Origin of the sequence: Arachidicoccus sp. BS20 (assembly GCF_001659705.1) — a bacterium.
Lineage (GTDB): Bacteria > Bacteroidota > Bacteroidia > Chitinophagales > Chitinophagaceae > Arachidicoccus.
In genome coordinates this window covers 902,068-924,651 of sequence record NZ_CP015971.1, presented here as the reverse complement: position 1 = coordinate 924,651, position 22,584 = coordinate 902,068, and the positions used below count along the sequence as shown (strand labels likewise).

Here is a 22,584-nt window from a genome sequence, read left to right as displayed (position 1 = left end):
TACACTTTTAATTTACTTTCTATATCCACTTTGCCGTTCAACCATCCAGCCGGGATATTCCGGTGTTAAAGCACTTACGGCATCTAATTTAGACAAGTCGTCCTCATCAAAAACAATATTTACGGAATCAATATTTTGTCGTAATTGTTCGGGACGTTTTGCCCCGATAATCGTACTTGTAATTCCAGATTGCACACGTACCCAAGCAAGCGCAATGCCTGCAATAGATGTGTTGTGTTTCTTCGCAATCTCGTCCATCACATCGATAATGTTATAGGCTTTTTCTTTGTTGATGGGAGGGAAGTCGAATGCATCGCGGCGAGAGTCGCCTGCGCTTGAAGTATCACGCCTGTATTTCCCGGAAAGGAAGCCGCCGGCCAGCGGACTCCACGGCATAATGGACAAATGCTGGTCTTTCGCCAGCGGCACAATTTCTCTTTCAATATCGCGCGAGGCAATAGAATAATAATATTGTAAGCCGACAAATTTATTCCATCCTTTTTCGCGTGCAATTCCCTGCGCTTTCATTACCATCCACGCGGGCAAATTACAAACGGCAATGTAGCGTACTTTTCCTGACAAAACAATATCGTTTAACGAGTGCATTATTTCTTCAACAGGAGTAAGCAAGTCCACGCCATGAATATACAAAACGTCGATGTGGTCTAATTGCAAACGCTGCAAACTTTCATCCACGGAATTAAAAATATGATAACGGGAAAGCCCCGCACTATTAGGCTTTTCTTTCATTTGACCTAAAACTTTAGTTGCAATAACAACTTCATCCCGTTTAATACCTAAGTCTTTAATTGCCTGCCCAAGTAATTGTTCCGACTGACCAAAGGAGTAAACATTCGCTGTATCTATAAAGTTGATGCCTGCATCGATTACAGCCTTAATCATATCGTTTACTTCCTGCTGTTGCAGCTTGCCGATATTGTCCCACATACCTGCATTCTGTCCGCCGAAAGTCATTGTGCCAAAGCAGATTTCGGATACCAAAAGTCCGGTATCGCCTAAAAGATTGTATTTCATACTTCGTTTGTTTTGTTAGTGAGAATAATATTCCAAAGTTCATAAATGTTGAACATCTTTCTTTGTTTTAATCAAACAAAAAATAGAAAAAATCAAACAATCGGGCGACTAACGCTTATTAAATTCCGCAAAGGTTGGATATTGCATATAATTCAAATTATCTATGACTAAAAAACGAAACGGATGGCTCATTTTGTTGCTTGGTTCTCTTGCAGCGTTGGGACCATTTTCCATTGATATGTATTTGCCCGGTTTTGGCGATATTGCCAAAGATTTACAGATAGATGAATCGGCTGTGCCATTGTCGCTGTCAAGTTTTTTTATCGGTATTTCCGCGGGGCAATTATTGTATGGTCCGTTGCTGGACAAATATGGAAGAAAGAAGCCTTTATATATCGGATTGATATTATACATCATTGCGGCAATCAGTTGTTTGGTTGTACAAAATTTACATCAGTTAATCATCGTAAGATTTGTACAAGCGATTGGTTGTTGCGCGGCATCGGTCGCATCGATTGCTATGGTACGCGATTTATTCAGCGTCAAAGAAAGTCCTAAAATATTTTCATTGATAATGCTTGTAATAGCTGCTTCGCCTATGTTTGCACCGACTATTGGCGGGTATATTGTTGCCTTGTTAGGCTGGAAATATGTGTTTGTATTTTTAAGTTTTGTTGCGATTGTCATGTTGCTTGCATCGATTTTCAGATTGCCCGAAAGCGGCAAGCACGACCCGCATTATTCCTTGATGCCGCGACCGATTATTAATGGATTTTTGTCTGTAATTAAAGTGCCGCAATTTTATACGTATGTATCTATTTATGCCGTTGCTTTTGCGGGTTTGTTTGCTTACGTCGCGGCTTCGCCGAATACTTTTATGAAGATATATCATTTAAGCAAAACCGGCTATGGCTGGGCATTTGCGGGGTTGTCGGTTGCTTTTATCGGTTCGAGCCAGGTAAATAGTTGGATGCTGAAATGGTTTCACAGTAAGCAGATTGTTGTGGTTTCATTAATTTGTCAAGCTATTTTTACGATTGTTTTTTTAGTATTTGCAATCAATGGTTGGTTGAATTTGGGATTGTTCATTACATTCATTGCGCTATTCCTGATTTGCCTGGGACTAATCAATCCAAATGCCGCGGCACTTACCATTGCGCCTTTCAGCAAAAACGCGGGCAGCGCATCGGCATTAATGGGCGCGCTGCAAATGGGATTAGGAACTGTTGCTTCCATTGTTGTAAGCCTGTTCGCGGAAGAGTCCATTTTGCCGATTCCCTTGATTATGGCTTGCGCATCTGTAATCAGTTTGGCATGTCTGTTCATCGGGCTAAGATTTATCAAAGAAGAAGTTGAGGATTCCGGCGAAGGTGTTTTTGCAGGACACTGATAAAGGCGGAGAAACTGCAAATATGAAATAAAAACGGTACACCCAAGATGTACCGTTTTCTATGATTAAATCACGATAGTTTCGGCGGGTTATTTTCCGCCTCCAAAAACCGATTTTAAAATACTGGTTGTTTGTGCGGCAGGGTTGGTTCTTATATCTTTTTCTTGTTTGCCAATCTGGTCGAACAGCGCATCTACAGCTTTTCCTGCTACATAGTTCGACAAATCGGGATTTGCTTTTTTCACAAGTGGGATAGCATTGTATTTACTTACAACCTGTGAATATGCCGATATACTTCCGTTTTTATCCAGCTCTGCCTGAATGGAAGGCGTGAAGGCTTTGACCAGCGTATCATGTGTTTTGTTTCTGAAGTAGTTGGTTATTGAATTGTCTCCGCCATTGACAAGCCCGATAGCATCTGTTAATGTCATTTGTTTAATGGCATCCGTAAAAATAGGTTTTGCAAATGCCACCGCCGATTCAGCCGCACGATTCATCCTGTATTCCGCAGAATCGGCAACGCTTCCCATATTCAGTTTCCGGAGCACGCCATCGGCTGTATGCAAGGGTTCGGGCAATAAAATTTTATAAGCACTCTGCCAAAAAGCGTTTGGCTTGTTAAGCGCGGTAACGCTGTTTATCAGGCTTGTGGATAATAAATCTTTTACGCCGGAACCTGCTTGCGATTCGGTCAGGTTGCTGTTGCCGGCAGATGTTTTACTTTTAGAGGATGAAGTAACTTTTTGTCCGGCAGATTTTAATAAAGAGCCTATGCTCTGTGCGTCAGATGTTTGAACGATTGCAATTCCTAATAGGCATGACGATAATAAAATAATCTTTTTCATCTGTTTATATTTTAATTGTTTTTAATGGTCAGATGGAATGCCTTGAAATAATTATCGTTTTGGGTATTACGATGGCTTATGGGCATTTCATGTATGTGTTTTTCTATTGTTTTTAATAATTTATGTTTATATACTACAATGTTTCTTTCAGCCAACTGAAAAATTCCCTTTGCCATGTCAAAGCGTTTTGCGGTTTCAGCACCCAATGGTTTTCGTCGGGGAAATATAATAGCTTGCTTTTAATGCCTTTGAGTTGCGCTGCTTTGAATGCGCTCAATCCTTGTTCTTCCGGCACGCGGTAATCAATGCCGCCTTGCACAATCATAATCGGTGTGTTCCATTTATCTACAAAATTACTTGGCGATTGCTCAAAAGAATGTTGTGCAACTTTGTTCGATTTGTCCCAGTAATTGCCGCCTTTTTCCCAATTCTCAAACCACATTTCATCGGTTGTTCCATACATACTTCTGAAATCGAAAATGCCGTCATGTGCGATGAACGTTTTAAAGCGCCCATCATGTTTTCCTTCCAATTCATAAACAGAATATCCGCCGAAACTCGCGCCAATACAGCCTCTGCGCGAAGTGTCCACAAAAGGCTCTTTGGAAAAATCGTCAATCGCATCGAGATAATCCTGAATTACATGACCGCCCCAGTCTTTGCTCACAGCTTCGTTCCATTTTGTACCAAAGCCCGGCATTCCGCGACGCGAAGGAATAACAACAACGTATCCTTGCGAAGCAATCAACTGGAAATTCCAACGGAAAGAATAAAACTGTGTTGTGGGCGATTGCGGTCCACCCTGACAATATAACAATGTCGGATATTTTTTATGCGGGTCAAAGTTTGGTGGATAAACAATCCATTCGAGCATCTTGTGATTGTCGGAAGTCGTGATAAATTTTCTTTCCGATTTTACCGATGCAATATTTTTATACGCTTCATCATTTACGTGCGTGAGTTGTGTGAGAGCGCCGGTTTTAATATTCAGTTTATAAATTTCCGCAGCGTGAGAAATATCTTCTTTTGATACAATCAAATCATCGCCGACTTGCGCTACGATTGAGCTTATATCAAAATCGCCCTTTGAGATTTGCGTAATGCGCGGAAGCATTTTTGTTAAGCCAATATCATTCACGCTGAACACTTGTAAAGTGCCGTCAACCGGCGCGACGAAGAACAACGTTTTATCATCATTTCCCCAAATAAAAGATTCAACATTTATTTGGTCATTGAAGCCTGTGAGATTTACAGTTGCACCTTTTGTGGATACAACCAAATCGTTTTTGTCGGCTTCATAACCATCTGTTTTCATTTGCAGCCAAGCCATTTTTACTTGCTTGTTGAAGGCGGGCGCAACATCGTAACCTTTGTTGCTTTCAGTTAAATTTTTTGTTTCGCCTGAGGCAATGTCATATTCGAAAATATCGGTGTTGGTGCTGATAGCATAATCCGTCCCGAATTTTTTCTTAGTAACGTAAATAATTTTTTTACTGTCCGGCGACCAGATAAAATCCTCATCGCCGCCGTAAGGTTGTTGCGGACAAAAGTATGGTTCGCCTTGCATAATGTCTTTCTTTTCGCCTGTATTACCGTTTTCGTAAGGTGCAAAAAATACGTGGCTGAAACTTCCGTCAAACCATTTGTCCCAATGACGGTAATTCAAAGAAGTATAAATTTTTGCGGAAGACTGAGCCAAATCTGCATATTTGTCTTTTCCCAAAACTGTATCAAGTTTTACTTCTTCACTGCTGAGAATATATTTTCTGTCGGGAGAAATTCTGTTGTTGTCCAAAACATCATCTGTCTTCTCAAGCTCAGTGGCGTCGCCGCCTTCCAACGAAATTGAATATATTTTTGAATCCATTTTATTTTCCGAAATATTCGGTGTGGACACTTTGTATATCAGAGATTTTTTGTCTTTTGAAATGCCGAGTGCGCTTACGCGTCCCAGTTTTAATAATGTTTCCGGTGTAAGATTTTGTTGAGCGTTTGCTTGTAGCATAGTGAATGCGGCTATGGTAAATAATAGTTTTTTCATCCGTCAATTGATTTGAAACAAATGTAAAACAATGACGTAAATAATGTATTTTTAACAATCACAAATTGTAGGATAAAAAATTAGTAGCAATATTTGTAGTTAATTCAAACATCTTTATTTGAAATCCTGTTTATTCATTATCATCTTTTGTTGTATTGCTTGCGGCATTCGTGCGCAGGTGGTCGTACATGGTCATGTGTACGGCGGCGTTAATAAAAATTCGCCTATTGATTCCATTCAGGTAAGCACATCGTCGGGCAACGTTACCTACACCGATATTCATGGTATTTATATGATTGCAGCCAAGCAGGCGAATGATACATTGCATATATCGTTTCAGGGAAGAGAAATAATCCGTTACCCGGTTTCCTTCATTACCAATACCGATAAGTTTGATATTTATTTGAACAATCCCGGGTTTTACGACAGCACGTATGCCAATGAACTGCCGCAGGTGCAGGTGCGTGCGAGAAACTATCACAACGATTCTTTGCTGAACAGGGAAAAGTATGCAGGCGTTTTTGATTATACCAAACCGAAGTTTAACCCGATGTCTCCTATAACTTCAGTTGTAAATTTGTTCAATAAGCCCTATCAGCACCGGCAGCAGCGTTACAGGAAGTTTGCAGAGACAAGTGAGAAAGCCGGTTATGTGAATTCGCGTTGGACGCGTAGTCTGGTAGCAAAATATACAGGCATTCAGGATGATGATGAATTGACAAAGTTTATGAAAGCGTATGAGCCTACTTATGACACGTTGGTTATTATGAATGAATTAGACCTTGACCAATACATTGTCGATAGCTACAAAAAATACAAAGAGAAGCAAGAGAAAAAATAATTGTTTTATTCTTTGAATCGTAAGTCTCACGCACTACCTTTGCAGCACGAAACTTTTCGGCATTGCTTAAAAATACAGTTGCAATATTTCTTATGCTGACATTCTTCTGTCAGGCGTTCAACAGGGTTGTGGTGTATGCGACTTTTTATGCCAATCAAAATTATATAGAACATAACCTCTGCGAAAACCGCGATAAGCCTTGGATGCATTGTAATGGTCATTGCCAGCTGAATAAAAAATTAGCAGATGACGATAAGCAAAATACGCAAAGCCCTGCACAAAGAGCTGCCAATGAAATGAGCGTATTGTTTTTTGCTCCCGTTGTGTTTCAGCCGGTAATTTTTTATGAAAAAAAGGCTACTCCTTTAAACGGATATTATACACCTATTGCTCCGCAAACCTTTACTACGTCCGCATTTCATCCACCTGCTGTATAAATAAATTTCAGCATTTTATTATTACACTTTTTCTGAATGAATAAGCGGGTTCGTGTGTGCAAAACAGCGCAGTTTAATCACGCTTTATTATTCTCCTTTATTGAAAATGATAGGTAAGCCTCTTGCATCATAATTGATGTAGGAAAGGACATACCTGTAACAAAATTTATTTATCATGTTAAAGTATATTAAGGTCTTAATATTCTCTGTTATTGTATTGTCTTTTGCCGCTTGTTCCAAGAGTGATGTTACGGATAATTCAAAGCCGACAGACCCAGCTGCGGATTATAGTAAAATGGCAAGCTATGTATTATCGGGTACATCCATTCGGGTGGACGTTTATCGGCAATATGATTCATTATTTGTCGGCTATAATCCTCTGTATTTCAAACTTACGGATACGGCTTCCGGGCAATTGGTCAACAATGCTTCCCTCATGCTAAATCCCACTATGAATATGGGTGCGATGATGCATGGTTGCCCGATAGACCAGCCTGAATATATCGACAGTCTCCGCTTGTATAAAGCGGGCATTTCATTCCTGATGAGTTCCGATGCAGCGATGGATATGAATGAAAGTATGGATATGAGCGTGGGGTGGACGCTCCCGACAAACATAAGTCTGAATGGAAATACATATAAGGATACTTTGCCTGTTACAGTAAAAGATATGGGAGTAGGCAAAGAGTTTATACAGTCGACATTGGGCAGCGACGGCAATACTTATTATTTGGTACTGGTACATCCGTGGCAAAAAGAGCAAGCCGTGGGAATGAACGATTTGGAAGTTGCGGTTTACAGGAAAGACGGCATGTTTGATTTTCCTGCAGTGGACGGCTTAACGCTTTCTTTTGTTCCTACCATGCCTTCCATGGGACACAGCTCGCCCAATAATATAGCTCCAGTAAGCATCGGCAACGGCCATTACAAAGGTAAAGTAAATTTTACTATGACAGGAGACTGGCAACTTGATTTTACCATTAAGAACGGAAGCAATACGCTTGCCAATGGTGTAGATATCGATTTGTTTTTTTAAGTCAATCCCGATGTTATGTTTAAGAAATTAATAGCGGCAATTTGTATCTTATTGCCGATGTGTTTAGCTGCACAACAAGTTAAAAAGAACGATACAATTCAGGGTGGCTTTCTCCAAACGGTAATCATCAATAATAGCGGTAAGAATGCCAACTTTCACGGTATGCGCTACGATGGACAGGCAAGAACGGAACGTTTGCTGGAAAACATTCCGGGCGTTAGTCTCATCAGCCGGGGCAATTTTGCGCAGGAGCCTGTGTTGCGTGGCATGAGCAACGGGCAAATCAATATTACCATTGACGGTATGCACATATTCGGCGCTTGTACCGACCGCATGGACCCCATAACGTCTTACATAGAACCAAATAATATGAAAGCGGTACAGGTTTCGGGCGGACCCGAATTTGGCGCCGGGGGAGCCACCATTGGCGGTAGTATGAACTTTAATTTGCGCAATGCACAAACAGATACGGTTCATTCGTGGAAAGGCGCTGTGGGAACGGGTTTTGAAACTAATGCTTCCGCCCGCCAGTTTTTGAGCAATCTGCAATACAGTAGCCGACGCCTTGCATTTTCAGTTGATGGCATATACAGAAAAGCCGGTAATTATAGCCCCGGCGGAAATAAGACCAAAAATATTGAACGGTACGGTAAATGGACGGCGGCGAACGGATTTTCTGTAGATAAGAAAGGTAGGATAAACTTTTCCCAGTACGAAAAATGGAATCTTCATGCCAATGCGTTGTACAGGCTTAGCAGGCACCAATCATTAAGTGCGGACTATTTACAGGACGAGGGAACAAATATCGGTTATCCTGCATTGACGATGGATGTTGCTTTTGCACGAACCAAGATGGCGAGCATTACACATGAATACCGCAACAACGATAAGGCTTTATATTATTGGCAAACCAAAGTTTATTATAACGATGTAAACCATGCCATGGACGATACTAAACGTCCGAAGGAAGAAGTATCCATGCACATGGATATGCCCGGACATTCCAAAACAGGCGGCGCATATTCGCAAATGTATTGGCAAATATCGGCAAATCAGTTAGTGCGCATAAAAGCCGAAGCGTATTACAATCGCTGGCATGCGAGCATGACGATGTATCCGAACGACGGCGGCAATATTATGTACATGCTTACTATTCCCGATGCACAGCGAACAGTTGTTGGAGTTGATGCTGTAGATGAGATACATATAGGAGATGGCTGGCAACTAATGCCCGGCATTCACGGAGAATACAACCGTTCTTCTATTTATTCTGCAGAAGGAAAAGCAACCCTCACATCTATTTATACAGGTAATCCCGATAGAACAACAGGATTATACAACGCCTATCTTCAGTTGAATTATCATGCTGTATCGCCATTTAGTTTCGGTATAAAATTGGCACGGGGCATGCGTGCGCCAACCTTGAAGGAAGCGTATGCTTTTTATTTATTTGACAGAGTTGACGGCTACGACTACCTGGGAAATCCGACTATTAAGAAAGAGGAATCCTATAACACTGAGTTTAGTATCGGTTATGCCGAAAGAGGGTTTACAGCAACTTTGAAAGGCTTCGGGTATTTCTTTCATAATTATATCGCAGGCTTTGTGCAGTCAGGGTTTTCGCCGATGACTTCAGGTGCGAACGGTGTGAAACAATACGGTAATATTTCATCCGCACATATTATTGGGGCAACGCTGCTTGCAGACTGGAACATCTCTAAAAGAATCTTATTTAACAGCAATACTACCTGGCAGAAAGGCAGGGATAAGAATAAAAATTATCTGCCGATGATGCCGCCATTGAAATCGGCAAATACATTCCGCTACAACACGCATGGTTGGCGGCTTTTTGTAGAAGGGATTGGGGCGGCAGCGCAAAACAAAGTAAGTAGTTTCTATGGCGAAACACACACGCCGGGCTTTTTAATAGCAGATGCCGGTGCGGATAAAACCATTGATTTTAACGGGCAGCAAATCATTCTTGGATTGACGTGCAACAATATTTTCAACAAATATTATTACGAGCATTTAGACGTAATCAAATTGCCGCGCGAAGGAAGGAATTTTATCATGCACGTTACTTATAATTTTTAAAATCCAATAATTTATTTATGCGATATAAATCTTTTTTATTGTTTCTTCTTTTGTTACCGGCTTCAATATTATTTGCACAAACTTCCGTTACAGGAAAAATATACGATGCCGTAAGCAAAGAAGCCGTCGGCGGCGTCACAGTTTCAGACAATACACATTCCGTAATGTCCGATGCTTCGGGTAAATTTAGTATTCGTACAAAAGATACTGCTCTGAAAATAAGCTGTACGGGCTATGCAACTACAATAATTAAACTCGCTGAAATGCGTGCAGATATTGCGTTACAACCTGTAACTAATAAATTAGGCGAAGTAGTTGTAAGCGCCAATCGTACGGTTGAAAAAAGAACCGAAGCGCCTATTGCCATTTCGGTTATCGGTAAGCAAACTATTGAAGATACAAAGGCGCAGCGACTGGACTTTTTACTGAATAAAGTAAGCGGCGTAAACATGGTTAACCTCGGCAATGAGCAGCACGAGATGAGCATTCGCCAGCCGATGACAACGAATAATCTTTTCCTGTACCTCGAAGACGGTATTCCGTTGCGTACGTCAGCCGTATTTAATCATAATGCGTTGATTGAAATGAATATGACCGCTGCAAAAAGCATTGAAGTTATCAAGGGTCCATCGTCTGCCTTATACGGCGCGGAGGCTATTGCAGGAACGGTAAATCTTATAACGCAGGCGCCGCCTGCATTTGCGAGCGGTTATGTAAGTGCGCAAATGAATAATCACGGCTATAAAAGAGCCGATGCGCAGGTTGGTTTTACACAGGGAAAAATCGGTTTTATCGCAAGCGGTTATTATGCCAATCAGAACAACGGAATTATTCAGTACAGCGATTTTCATAAATCGGCAAGCACGTACCGGCTGGATTATCACATTGACAGTAACACCACTTGGACAAACAGTGTAACGTATGTAGATTATTTCAGCGATATGTACGGCTCGCTGGACAGCGCGCATTTTGCGCAAAAAAATTATGCTGCACAAAAATTTTTCACATACAGAAAAGTATATGCTTTCAGAGGGCGTTCAACAATTTCGCATAAGTGGAACGACCACAGCACAACTACGGCAACATTTATGTACCGCAACAATTCCGTGATTCAAAACCCTGCATATCAAATTGCATCGTACCACGTTGGCGGTGTTACTGCAAATCCTGTTTCCAACGATACGGCAACAGGCAATATTAATGATAATGCTTTTCATTCTTACGGTTTGTTTTTGCAGCATGTGCAACAGTTTAAATTTCTGAAAAGCAAGCTGATTGTGGGTTCCGTCGCAGAAGTATCGCCACAGCAGTTTAATGAGAATTTTATCTGGGTAAAAAAAGAAAACGGGAATTATGTGAGTTATACAAATCCCGATTCTTTGCTGGCAAATTTTAAAACGCTCGTTACCAATGCAGCCGCTTACGCCGATTATGATTTTACGGTGGCAAGAGGATTGAGAATTTCCACAGCCTTGCGTTACGATGCATTTGAATATTCGTTTGTGAATTTTCTCACAGGTTCAAAGGTTACGGGCGGTCCGTCGAGTGTAACCAATTATCACAAGCTCGCGCCTAAAGTCGGGTTTACTTACAATATAAACGGCATCGGTTTTTACGGCAATTTCAGTCAGGGTTATGTGCCACCGCAAATCACGGATGTGTTTGGTAAAGTAAACAGCACTTATTTAAAACCGCAAAATTTTACCAACTATGAAATAGGCGGATGGCTTTCATTAATACAAAATAAAATCTACATAGACTGGAGCGCGTATCTGATGAACGGCAAAGATGAAATCATTTCCGTAAGAATGCCCGACGGTACTTCGCAATCGCAAAACGCAGGACAGACACGGCACAAAGGCTTGGAGTACGGCATCACTTATACGCCGACAAGCGATTGGATGTTGCGTTTTTCAGGCACAAGCGCCAAACACAGTTTTGTGAATTACGTTGCAAGCGGCGTTGATTATAATGGCGAACAAATGAGTACCGCGCCCAACTTTTTCGGTAATGCGGAAGTGGAGTATAAGCCGCATTATGTAAAGGGTTTCCGCATTGGTGCGGAATGGCAGCACGTAGGAAAATATTTTGAAGATAATTTAAACACGCATACATACAACGGTTACAATGTGCTGAACCTGAGAGTTGGTTATTCGCGCAAACATTACGAAGTATGGATAAATGCGTTGAATGTGTTGAACGAATATTACTCCGTAATATCAACGTATAGCGCAAGTTCAGGCTACAATTATCAGTTGGGCGACCCGCGTGCATTTACGTTTGGTGTGTCTTATAAATTCGGAAAATAAACTATAAACCTAACCACAGAGCGCGCAAAAATCTCTGTGTTCTCTGTGGTTAAAAACAATTTACTATGCTCCGCAAAAATATTTATAACCGACATAGAAAGCTTAGTATCATCATTGCGTTTCCTGTATTACTTTGGGCAATAAGCGGTTTTATTCATCCGATTATGACGAATATAAGACCGCGCATTGCGACACAGCAATCGCCGCAAATAATCATTGACTCAAATTCTTTGAAACTTCCGTTGGACGTGGTTTTGAAAGAAAATAGTATTGATAGTTTTTTCAATTGCAGAATAATAGAACTGGGCAATCAATTTTATTATCAGGTAAAAAAAAGTGCAGATGAAATACCAAATTATTTTTCTGCAACAGACGGAAAAGAATTGGAAAACGGCGACGAATTGTATGCTGAATATTTGGCAAACCATTTTGTCTCAAAAGAGAAATTAAATGTGCAGGCAATAAATTTTGTAACAGGTTTTACGAGCGATTACAATCGTATCAATAAGCTGTTGCCTGTTTATCGTGTACGTTTTAAACGCGATGATGGAATCACTGTTTATGTGGATACGCAACAAAGCCGTTTTTCTTATGCCACAAACAGTATGAGAAGTTTTTTAACGCGGGTATTTACATTACTGCATACATGGAGTTGGCTTGGCAATCTGACATTGTTGAAAGTAATAATAATGACATTGTTGATGTTGCTGACATTTGTAAACAGTATCATCGGCATCTATATTTTCTTTACGACAAAATCAAGAAATCCTAACGGCAATGAAACGCTGAAACGAAGGCGTAATCATCGTTTTACGGCTATATTTGCTTCTTTATTTACATTGTTGTTTTCGTTCAGCGGCGGTGTGCATATTCTTTCGCAGTTGCAAAAGGATGATGCAGGGAAACTCATTTTATCACAAAATATTTTGCAAAGTGAAAGCAATGTTGATTTTGCAAAAGTTCAGCAATTAATCCATCAAGCGGTTCATGATTTTTCTTTCGTAAAAATGAACGGACAATTATATCTGCGTGCTGTGGTTTTAAATAAAGATAAAAACAACGGAAAAGATTTGATGAAGCAGATGCGTGTGGATGAACCGAAAATATTTTTCGTCAATTTATCTGACTATACTTTGTTGCAAAACGGCGAAGAATTATATGCAGATTATCTGGCAAATACTTATTTGAAAAATAATATGAAACCTTCCGAAACCATTGCTATTACATCATTTGACGATGATTATGATTTTGCGGATAAAGTATTGCCCGTGTGGAGAGTAAAATGTGGCAATCAAACCGTGTTTGTGGAAACATCCACGGCAAAGCTGAGGAAGAAAATTAATCCGGTCGGCAAGTTTGATGATTATTCGTTCGCATTTTTTCATAAGCATGAGTTTATGATGTTCGCAGGCAAAACTGCAAAAGACATCAGCACGATGTTCTGGGTGGCGGCTCAAATCGTAATGATTGTTTTCGGGTTAATTTTGTATTTCAAAAGGAAAAAGAAATCTTCTTAATCAAAATAAATTACAAATGAAAAAGTTAGTTTCAATCGTGGCAATCTCTGCAAGCCTTGTGATTGCTGCATCTTGCAACAATTCATCTTCAACAAAAATAGAAGATGTTGCAGCCACAAAAAAGGCAATGCCGGCGAAAAAGGATTCGGCAAAATATACATTAAGTATGGTGGACAATAAAAAAGATTTTGTATGCAGGATGCCTTTAACTGCGGGCATTGGCGATACGGTTCATTACAAAGGAAAAGTGTATGGCTTTTGCTCCAAAGGTTGCAAAGAATCCTTTTTGGAAGACCCTGAAAGCTATTTGAAGGAGAAATTGTAGTATTTGCTGATAAGGTACCTTATTAATTATTTTAAATTTTTGTTCTTATATAATAGTTGCTTTTGGCAACTATTATGTATCTTTGTGGCATGAGAGAAAAAATTAAGCAAATCAGACTTTTTAACCGCTTTTATACAGCACACTTAGGAATATTAAATCATCATATATTAGAAAGCGAATATTCTTTATCTGAGGTACGCGTGTTATATGAAATTGGCGAGCGGTGTTCAATCACGGCGCAGGAATTAGGTGATTTATTAAAGTTGGATAAAGGTTATCTAAGTCGAATAGTGAAGTTATTCATAAAGAATAAAATTATTATAAAGTCTTCTTCAAAGGAGGATAGGCGCGTTCATAACATTAAGCTGACAGCCACAGGAGAAAAGCTGTTGAAAAGTTTACAAGATAAATCGGACAAACAAGTTAATAATTTTATTGGCAAATTATCATTCGAAGAGAGTGAAATGTTGGTGGGTTCAATGAAGACAATCAAGAGTATGCTGTCCGACAATTACGATAATAAATTGCTTGCTCAGAATGTTGTTTACAGAGATATATTAATGCCAGGAGATATTGGCTATCTTATTTATCTGCATGGAAAATTATATGCGCAAGAATCAGGTTACTCGCAGGAATTTGAAGGCTATGTAGTCAAGACTTTTTACGATTTTCTCGAACATTATTCTTCCGATAAAGATAAGGTTTGGCTTGCGGTATACAATGGTCAAATAGTAGGTTGTATAGCTATTTTGGGTAAATCAATCAAGCTTGCGCAGTTAAGATGGTTCTTGGTTCATCCGGTTTTTAGAGGAACGGGCATCGGAAGCAAATTGTTGGATACAGCTTTATCTTATTGCAAAACAAGGAAATATAAAAGCGTGTATTTATTAACGACAGACGTGCAGCAAAGGGCAATAAGTATGTACAAAAAGGCGGGATTTGTTCCTGTGGAATCAATCGAAGTCCATCAATGGGGGAAAGTGTTGCATGAAGAAAAATACGAATTAAAATTAGGCACAGCCTAATTTTCTTTTACCAAACGTTATTTAATCCTTATCCTCGGGTCAATGATGCCATAAAGCACATCGGCAAGAATATTTACGGCTACAAAAAATGCCGCAGTAATCAGTACGCTGCCCATTACAACGGGGAAGTCAAGATTATCCAAAGCATCAACAGTTGTCTTGCCGATGCCTTTCCAGTTGAAAATATATTCGACAAAAAATGCACCTGCAAGCAGCTCGGCAAACCAGCCTGTAACTGCAGTCATTACAGGGTTCAGCGCGTTTGGCAATGCGTGTTTCCACACAACGGCATTTTTACTCAGACCTTTTGCAAAAGCCGTGCGTATGTAATCTTTGTTCAGCACATCGAGCATAGTGCTTCGTGTAAGTTGCACAATAATTGCCAACGGACGAATGCCTAAAGTAATTGCCGGAAGAATTAAATTTTGCAGCGCTAAATGTTTCCCGTTAATCGCATCGTATTCGTACAGGCTGCCTGTCATGTACAAGCCGGTATATTTATGCAGCACAAAGCCAAACAAATAAGCAACGATAATTCCGATGAAAAATGAAGGAGCTGAAATGCCCAACACGCTTGCAAAAACAGAAGAAGTATCAAGCCAAGTTCCTTTTTTGATTGCCGATAGAATTCCCAAAGGAATACCCAAAACAATCGCAACAACAATTGCTGCAAACGCAAGTATAATTGTTCCCGGAAGCGCGTCCATCAATACTTCGGACACTTGTTGTTTTGTCTGATAAGAGCGGCGCAGGTAAGGAATTTTAATACCGATTTTTTCTTTACCGCCAATAAAAAAGCCTTTTAATTGTTTATCATTAATTTCCTGTTGCGTGTTGACGGAAACAGGAGAGACGTCGTTTAGATACAATACAAATTGCTTCCATTTTGGTTGGTCGAGCGCGAGTTCTTTGCGTACATTTTGAATGGTTGCGCTATCGCCGCTTTGTCCGAGAACCAATCGCGCCGGGTCGCCGAAACCTTGAAATAAAAAAAACACAAGCACCACTACGCCTATTAAAACGAGTATGCCGTAAGCAATTCTTTTTATAAGGAAGTTCAGCATTTATTACTTTTTTAAAAACGATTGAATGGTTTCTTCTGTTTCCATACAAGCTCGTTTCAATTCATCATTCACGATAATTTTGTCAAAATGGTTTTTGAACGATAATTCGTATGATGCTTTATTAATGCGGGTTTCGATGCTTTCTTTTGTATCTGTATTCCGGCTTTCCAGTCTTTGGCGCAGCGCATCAATTGATGGCGGCTCAATGAAAATGGAAAGGCAATTACTGCCAAATTGCTTCTGCACATGAATTGCGCCTTTCACATCAATGTCGAGCATAGGAGTTTTACCTTCGTGCCAGATTCTTTCGAGTTCAGATTTTAATGTGCCGTAATATTTCCCTTCATACACCATTTCCCATTCGATGAATTTATTTTGTTCAATCTTTTCCTGAAATTCTTCGGCAGACATAAAATAATAATCTACACCATTTTGCTCTTTGCCGCGCGGTGCACGTGTCGCAGCGGAAATTGAAAATGCAAGGTTTGGATGTTTGCTTAGCAAATAATGCGCTATGGAACTTTTACCTGCGCCCGATGGCGCTGTGATGATGATGAGTTTGTTCATTATTTATTACACGAATTTATTTAAACAATAGAACGCAAATTGTTTATGACGATTATGATAATCCATCCAAGCACTCGTTCTGATTAACTTCTATACCACATTACTTTTTCTTCCATTGAAACCAGTCTCTTGCCCGCAGGTTTCGGTTGGTCGGTGTAGCCAAGATACAAAATTCCGAGCATCGTATCTTCTTCGCGTAAGTTCAGATATTGTTTCATCGAAGGTTTTAAAATTTGTCCTCCGGTACTCCACAATGCAGCAATATCAAGACTTTCAGCGCCCAATAAAATATTTTGTACGGCGCAGGCTGTTGCACAAATTTCTTCCAGTTCCGGAATATTCGGGTTTTCGCCGCGCTTTGAAAATACAGCGATAATATGCGAAACTGAATCGCCTTGTGTTTTTAATTTATCATACGTTGCTTGTATGAATTTTTCTTCAGGTGTGTTTTGTTTATAGAGATTTGCATGGTCTTCGCAAAAGCGTTTTACGCCGTCGCCATGCATTACAACGAAGCGCCAGGGTTCTGTGAAAGCGTGCGTGGGCGCCCAGTTTGCGAGATTTAATAATTGTTCGATTACTGCATTATCAATTTTCTTTCCGTTAAAAATTTGCGGTTTTGTACTGCGCCTTTCGGTAATTGTTTTTGAGATGATTTCAAAATTTGTCATGTGTCTTTTTGAGTATTTACGGCTGCAAAGATAATGACAACGAATCTCTTCACGTCATTATAACATTTAACCACATAGAAACATAGAAGGCAGTCCCATTTCCTGCAAATCATTAAATCCTTTAAATCATGGTTCAGACTATTTCAGCCTGCTTTGTTCGTCTGCGTTGCTGCTTTCGATTTTGTGTGATTTGAAAGTTTTTCCCAAATCGAAATTGTACACAATGCCGAGCGTAAATTTTTGCCATTGGTTTTGATTTCGGAAACGTAAATTGAAATCGGTGTAATAAAATGTGCCGCTTACGTTTTCGTTTTTCCCGCCGAAAATATCGTCGGCAGAGGCTTTCACTGTTAAGCGTTGATTGAGAAATTTCTTCTGCAAAGCAATACTCGTTCTGGTTATATGATTGATGACGGCATTGCCTTCAATAATTTTATTTAGATAAAACGTGTGCCAGCTTGCGGTAAAATCTTTTCCTAAATTAAACTGTGCGGTTGTTGAAAGTGTGATTAAATTTTCAGAGATATTATAAGCGTCCGGCGCATTCAAATGTTGATAATCATATTCCGCATAATTACCCATTGTCCACCATTTTGTAATCTTTACGGGAATGTATGCATTCAACATCCATTTGGTTGAGGTGCCTGCATTTTGAGGTTGTTGCGTCATTTGGTTGGGACTTCCCGCTACAGGATGAATACCGTTTGTGATTACATCCGTTGCGTGGAAATAATTGGCGACAAATGTGTATTTATTTTTTAAAGTATAATCCAGTTCATACGAATTATCGTATTCCGGCTGCAAATATGGATTGCCGCGACCTGTGGTATAATTATCGACATACACAACGTGCGGATTCAAATCGTCAAACGACGGACGGCTCAAACGGCGCGTGTAAATAAAGGTCAGACTTTCATCGCCCGCTTTGTTCAACGTTCTTCTCAAAAATACGGACGGAAACAAACCGAAATAATTCTTTCCGTTTTTTGCGTAAGAAGTATCGTGCAGCTCGCCGGTGTAATTGGTATTCTCGCCGCGCAAACCAGCCTGCACATCTGTGTTCAAAATTCTTCCCTGATATTTTATATATCCGGCAATAATGTGTTCTTTATAATCGTAAATAAAATTTTGCGGAATATTGTCCAGCCATTCACTTCCATACGGACTTTGATATTGGAACGCAGCTTCATTGTCGATGCTTGTGGCACTTAGTTTTGCGCCAAAACTCAAGCTGTTTGCGGTGTTGAATACTTTTAGATATTTAGCGTCAGCGGTAAAGATATTTGCTGTGGACGGCGTAAAATTCCGGTAAGCTGTGTCGGTCGAAACACCGTTTGCAATGGTTGTATTGGTAACGTTGTTGTTTACTTTATTTGAGTTATGCGTATAATCGGAGAGGAGCGTAAACGCAGAGCCGAGTGTATCGGTTTTTATGTGATAATTCAAACCGACATCATTGTATTTCCCGGTAAAACTATTCGGAAACAATCCTTTGGAAACGCTGTTGTTATCGGGGTTTTCGGGATAATTTACATTGCTTTCTGCTTTGAAATTTTCTTTATGATTGTTGAAAGTGCCTGTGTAATCAATCGCCAGATATTGCTTACCTGTAATGTCGTAAGTTAAGCCTGTGCGAATGCTGTTGCTTGCATCGTATTTAATCGCGTTGTCGGTCGCCGTGTAAATTCCATTGTTGGTAAAGCTGCGTTCCTGCGATAAATCCTGATAAAATTTTTCATGGTCATAATCATAATTTGCAAACAATCCCACTTTGCCGCTTTTGAAATTCAGTTGCACACCATCGCTCGTTCCCGGGTATCTTTTGCCTTGAATAAAATTGCCGTAAACACTGCCGTTCAAGCCCGCTTGCGTTTGGCGTTTTAAAATAATATTAATGATGCCGCCCGCGCCTTCGGCTTCATATTCTGCCGGCGGATGTGCCATTAATTCAATCGATTTTATATTGTCGCTGCGCAATGAATTAAGATAATTTACAAGTCCTTGTCCGGAAAGTTGCAGCATTTTTCCGTTTACCATAATCTTTGAAATGGCAACGCCGTTCAGCATAATTTGATTGTTGAAAATTACAACTCCGGGCGCAAGACCAATGGTTTCCATAGAAGATTTCCCTGTTGCCAACGGATTATTTTCCACATTCATTACCAACCGGTCAATCTTTCTTTCAATCACAGGTTTTTGTGCGGAAACGGTTACGTCGTGTAAATTATTTTCCGATTTTTTCATCGTCAGATTAATCTCTTGCGATGCATCGTTTACGACAATCGTATCTCTTGTTTCTGCGTAACCTACTGCAGTTGTACGCAAAATAAATTTGCCTTTTTCTTGTATTTCCAAAACATAATTCCCCGATGAATCGGCAATTTTCGCAGAAACAGCTTTGTGTAACGAGTCGTTTTTTAACAACGCAACAAAAGCATACGCAACAGGTTTTCCGGTAGTGCCTGTGATTTTTCCTTTGACAACGTTTTGTGAAAAGGTAGTTGATGTAAACAGCGTAAAACCGAATAGCAATAGATATTTCATGTGACAGATGATGATTTATATAAAAGACGCAAATCAGGAAAAAATGTTACAGTTTTTTTCAAATCTCAATTCTTTCTTGCGCAAATATTCATTTTGTACCTAATAGCAAAAAGCGCTTTTCGGTAAACGGTTGTATTTGTTATATGAATGGTAAAAAATAAAAATTCCCGATTTCGTAAATGGTTTTTCCCGATTTCGTAAATGCTTTTATTTGAATCGTTTCAATTTTGCCGGCGAATTAACACATCAAAGTATTATGAAACATTTTACACGTTTATCTCTATTTACATTTATTTTATTCTTGTGCCGCACTGTTGCGTTTGCCGATGATAATCACGGCGGTATGGTTAAAGGAAAAATTACTACGTCAGACGGAAAGCCTGCTGCATATATTTCGGTAAGTATTGAACAAGCCAAGCGCGGAAGCATAACGGATGATGACGGAAATTACAGTATTAAAAATATTCCTGCCGGACATTGGACGCTAAAAGTAAATGCCGTAGGCGTTGCACCCATTGAAAAAGTAATAGATATTGTGGAAGGAGAAACGTTAAATGCGGATTTTGTAATTAGTGAGACGGCGCAGCAATTGCAGGAAGTGATAGTGAATGCAAACAGAAATAAAGCAGCTTCACAGTCGAGTGATTATGTTGCAAAGCTGCCATTGAGTTCTACGGAAAATTCACAGGTATATACGGTAATTCCAAAAGAATTATTGGCACGGCAATTAACGTTCAATGTATCCGATGCGTTGAAAAATGCAGCAGGTGTTACCCAACTTTGGGAAGCAGTTGGTCGTGCAGGCATTGGCGGCGCTTATTATTCACTGCGCGGATTTGGAACACAGGTTAAAGCGAGAAATGGTATGGTTTCTAATGCAAATACGGAAATTGATGCAAGCAGCATTGAAAACGTAGAAGTGATTAAAGGACCATCGGCAACATTGTTCGGAAACAATATTACTTCTTACGGCGGATTAATAAATGTTGTAACTAAAAAACCTTATAAAACATTTGGCGGCGAACTTACGTATGCCGGCGGGTCATACGGATTGAACCGTCTTAGCTTTGATGTGAATACGCCTTTGGACCAAGATGGAGATGTACTTTTCAGAATAAATGGTTCTTATAACAAACAAAATACTTTTCAGGATTTCGGGTTTAACAAAAGATATTTTGTAGCGCCGAGTTTATCTTATAAAGTGAACGACAAACTTTCCTTTAATTTTGATGCACAAATCATGTCTGCGACCAACGCAGGCGGTTCTACCATTACTTATTTCCTTCCTCCGAGCCAGTTAAAATCTACTATTGAAGGCTTGTTGCTAAGCGGCATAAAAGACCAAAGTGTTGTAGATCAAATTATGGCTGCTTATCCTAAAAATATGGAGGAAGCTTACGGAACAGACAGAGCCGATAAACTGAATCTTGATTATAAGCGCGCGTTTTATACCAATGATATTAAAAACACGATGTCCGAAGCTGATTTTTACGGACAAATGAATTACAAAATTTCAAGCGATTGGACTTCACAAACAAATGTGTCCATCAATACCAATAGTTCCGAAGGTTATATGCCGTTCTTTTATTTGATTCCGAATCTCGTTCCAAATATTCTTACAAGCGCGGCGGCAGGCGCGCCAAGCTTCGGGCAAGGTGGAGCAGATTATTTAGCTCGTATGGTTTGGAAACCCGTAGGAAGCCAAACTATTGCTGAAGCACAACAAAACTTTATAGGCGATTTCCAGATTGGCTCGTTGAGAAACCGTTTCGTGGGTGGCATTGATTATTACATGAACAATTATAACATGAACTATATCAATCCTACGGGAAATATTTTTGGTATTCCTTATCAGGATGCGTTTGATGTAGTTCCTACAACAGGAAGCATTCCTAATTATCTCAATTTTAATGGTGCGAAAGTAGATTCTTTATTTGCAGTAAGCCAGTTGAGCAGTAGTAATTACCCTGCAAAAACGTATAGTTATAGTGCTTATGCAAATGATGTGCTAAACGTTACAGACAGGTTGCTGGTTTCCGCAGGTTTAAGAGTAGACAGGTTTGAAAACAAAGGAACTTATGATGCTACTACGGCAAGTTATTATGGCAAATTCGGGCAAACGGCTTTCTCCCCAAAATTCGGATTGATATACCAGATTGTGAAAGAGCAAGTGTCTTTGTTCGGTAATTATCAAAATGGGTTTACTAATCAAACAGGCACAGATTTTAATGGAAAAACATTTAAACCCGAACAGGCAAATCAATGGGAAGGTGGTGTGAAATTGGACGCAGCGCATGGAAGAATTTCCGGTACAGTAAGCTATTATGATATTAAAGTAAAGGATATTGTACGTGCAGACCCGGATCATGCTAACTTTTCCATACAAAATGGAACGCAGCAAAGCAAAGGATTTGAGGCAAATATAACTGCTGCGCCCGTAAACGGATTAAATGTTATTGCCGGGTACGCTTATAACAACAGTAAATATATCAACTCGTCGGACGATGTAAACGGCTTACGTCCTGTAACCGCAGGCGCAAAAAATATGGCTAATTTTTGGGTATCGTATTTAGTGCCAAAAGGTGTCATAAGAAATGTAGGTATTGGTTTTGGAGGAAACTATGTAGGAGATTCTTACACTGTAAACAGCCGTACCGACGGGCAGTTTATTCTTCCTGCATATACTGTTTTAAATGCAACAGTTTTCTATGACGAGCCTAAGTTTTCCATTTCTGCAAAATTGAATAATCTTACAAATAAGCATTACTGGATTGGTTATACGACTATGAATCCGCAAATGCTGCGTCAGTTTGTAGGAAGTATTTCGTTTAAGTTTTAATAAA

Annotated in this window: 17 protein-coding genes; 10 read left to right on the top strand and 7 right to left on the bottom strand. The window is 39.8% G+C overall.

Annotated elements, in window-relative coordinates; all coding sequences use genetic code 11:
* Positions 1-12: 12 nt before the first annotated feature.
* Positions 13-1,035, bottom strand: a complete 1,023-nt coding sequence (locus tag A9P82_RS04240) for an aldo/keto reductase (RefSeq protein WP_066204483.1) — start codon at positions 1,033-1,035, stop codon at positions 13-15.
* 163 nt (positions 1,036-1,198) lie between these two features.
* Here A9P82_RS04240 and A9P82_RS04235 point away from each other — a divergent pair, with 163 nt between their 5' ends.
* Positions 1,199-2,425: a multidrug effflux MFS transporter gene (locus A9P82_RS04235; protein ID WP_066204479.1), complete on the top strand. Its 1,227-nt coding sequence runs from the start codon at positions 1,199-1,201 to the stop codon at positions 2,423-2,425.
* A gap of 89 nt (positions 2,426-2,514) precedes the next feature.
* Here the strand turns inward: A9P82_RS04235 and A9P82_RS04230 are convergent, their stop codons facing one another.
* Complete coding sequence (locus A9P82_RS04230; RefSeq protein ID WP_066204476.1) at positions 2,515-3,270, bottom strand: DUF4197 domain-containing protein; 756 nt, start codon at positions 3,268-3,270, stop codon at positions 2,515-2,517.
* Between the two features lie 133 nt (positions 3,271-3,403).
* Positions 3,404-5,311, bottom strand: coding sequence for a dipeptidyl-peptidase 5 (locus A9P82_RS04225; protein WP_066204473.1), 1,908 nt, complete (start codon positions 5,309-5,311; stop codon positions 3,404-3,406).
* Between the two features lie 118 nt (positions 5,312-5,429).
* On the opposite strand from A9P82_RS04225, the gene A9P82_RS04220 reads away from it, so the two are divergent.
* From A9P82_RS04220 to A9P82_RS04185, 8 genes are all read left to right on the top strand, one after another.
* Positions 5,430-6,152 (top strand): hypothetical protein, encoded by a 723-nt coding sequence (locus tag A9P82_RS04220; protein WP_066204471.1) that lies wholly within the window; start codon positions 5,430-5,432, stop codon positions 6,150-6,152.
* Positions 6,153-6,244: 92 nt separating this feature from the next.
* Positions 6,245-6,589 (top strand): hypothetical protein, encoded by a 345-nt coding sequence (locus tag A9P82_RS04215; protein ID WP_156522596.1) that lies wholly within the window; start codon positions 6,245-6,247, stop codon positions 6,587-6,589.
* A 175-nt stretch (positions 6,590-6,764) separates the two neighbouring features.
* A complete protein-coding gene (locus A9P82_RS04210; protein WP_082915217.1) occupies positions 6,765-7,625 on the top strand; it encodes a FixH family protein in 861 nt (286 codons plus the stop codon).
* Between the two features lie 15 nt (positions 7,626-7,640).
* Positions 7,641-9,719, top strand: coding sequence for a TonB-dependent receptor (locus A9P82_RS04205; RefSeq protein WP_082915216.1), 2,079 nt, complete (start codon positions 7,641-7,643; stop codon positions 9,717-9,719).
* A 17-nt stretch (positions 9,720-9,736) separates the two neighbouring features.
* Positions 9,737-12,028 carry a TonB-dependent receptor gene (locus tag A9P82_RS04200; RefSeq protein WP_066204465.1) on the top strand — a complete coding sequence of 764 codons (2,292 nt, stop codon included), beginning with the start codon at positions 9,737-9,739 and terminating at the stop codon, positions 12,026-12,028.
* Between the two features lie 65 nt (positions 12,029-12,093).
* Positions 12,094-13,545, top strand: a complete 1,452-nt coding sequence (locus tag A9P82_RS04195; protein WP_066204463.1) for a PepSY domain-containing protein — start codon at positions 12,094-12,096, stop codon at positions 13,543-13,545.
* Positions 13,546-13,561: 16 nt separating this feature from the next.
* A complete protein-coding gene (locus A9P82_RS04190) occupies positions 13,562-13,870 on the top strand; it encodes a YHS domain-containing protein (RefSeq protein ID WP_066204462.1) in 309 nt (102 codons plus the stop codon).
* 62 nt (positions 13,871-13,932) lie between these two features.
* A complete protein-coding gene (locus A9P82_RS04185; RefSeq protein ID WP_197492235.1) occupies positions 13,933-14,895 on the top strand; it encodes a bifunctional helix-turn-helix transcriptional regulator/GNAT family N-acetyltransferase in 963 nt (320 codons plus the stop codon).
* A 17-nt stretch (positions 14,896-14,912) separates the two neighbouring features.
* On the opposite strand, the gene A9P82_RS04180 is transcribed toward A9P82_RS04185, so the two are convergent.
* The 4 genes from A9P82_RS04180 to A9P82_RS04165 all read right to left on the bottom strand — a co-directional run bounded on the left by A9P82_RS04180 (position 14,913) and on the right by A9P82_RS04165 (position 19,741).
* Positions 14,913-15,959, bottom strand: a complete 1,047-nt coding sequence (locus tag A9P82_RS04180; protein WP_066204457.1) for an ABC transporter permease — start codon at positions 15,957-15,959, stop codon at positions 14,913-14,915.
* Positions 15,960-15,962: 3 nt separating this feature from the next.
* Positions 15,963-16,526 (bottom strand): guanylate kinase, encoded by a 564-nt coding sequence (gene gmk / locus A9P82_RS04175; protein ID WP_066204456.1) that lies wholly within the window; start codon positions 16,524-16,526, stop codon positions 15,963-15,965.
* 83 nt (positions 16,527-16,609) lie between these two features.
* Positions 16,610-17,197 (bottom strand): nitroreductase family protein, encoded by a 588-nt coding sequence (locus tag A9P82_RS04170; RefSeq protein ID WP_066204455.1) that lies wholly within the window; start codon positions 17,195-17,197, stop codon positions 16,610-16,612.
* Between the two features lie 138 nt (positions 17,198-17,335).
* Positions 17,336-19,741, bottom strand: a complete 2,406-nt coding sequence (locus A9P82_RS04165) for an outer membrane beta-barrel protein (RefSeq protein ID WP_066204453.1) — start codon at positions 19,739-19,741, stop codon at positions 17,336-17,338.
* A 256-nt stretch (positions 19,742-19,997) separates the two neighbouring features.
* On the opposite strand from A9P82_RS04165, the gene A9P82_RS04160 reads away from it, so the two are divergent.
* A complete protein-coding gene (locus A9P82_RS04160; RefSeq protein WP_066209579.1) occupies positions 19,998-22,580 on the top strand; it encodes a TonB-dependent receptor in 2,583 nt (860 codons plus the stop codon).
* Positions 22,581-22,584 lie beyond the last annotated feature (4 nt).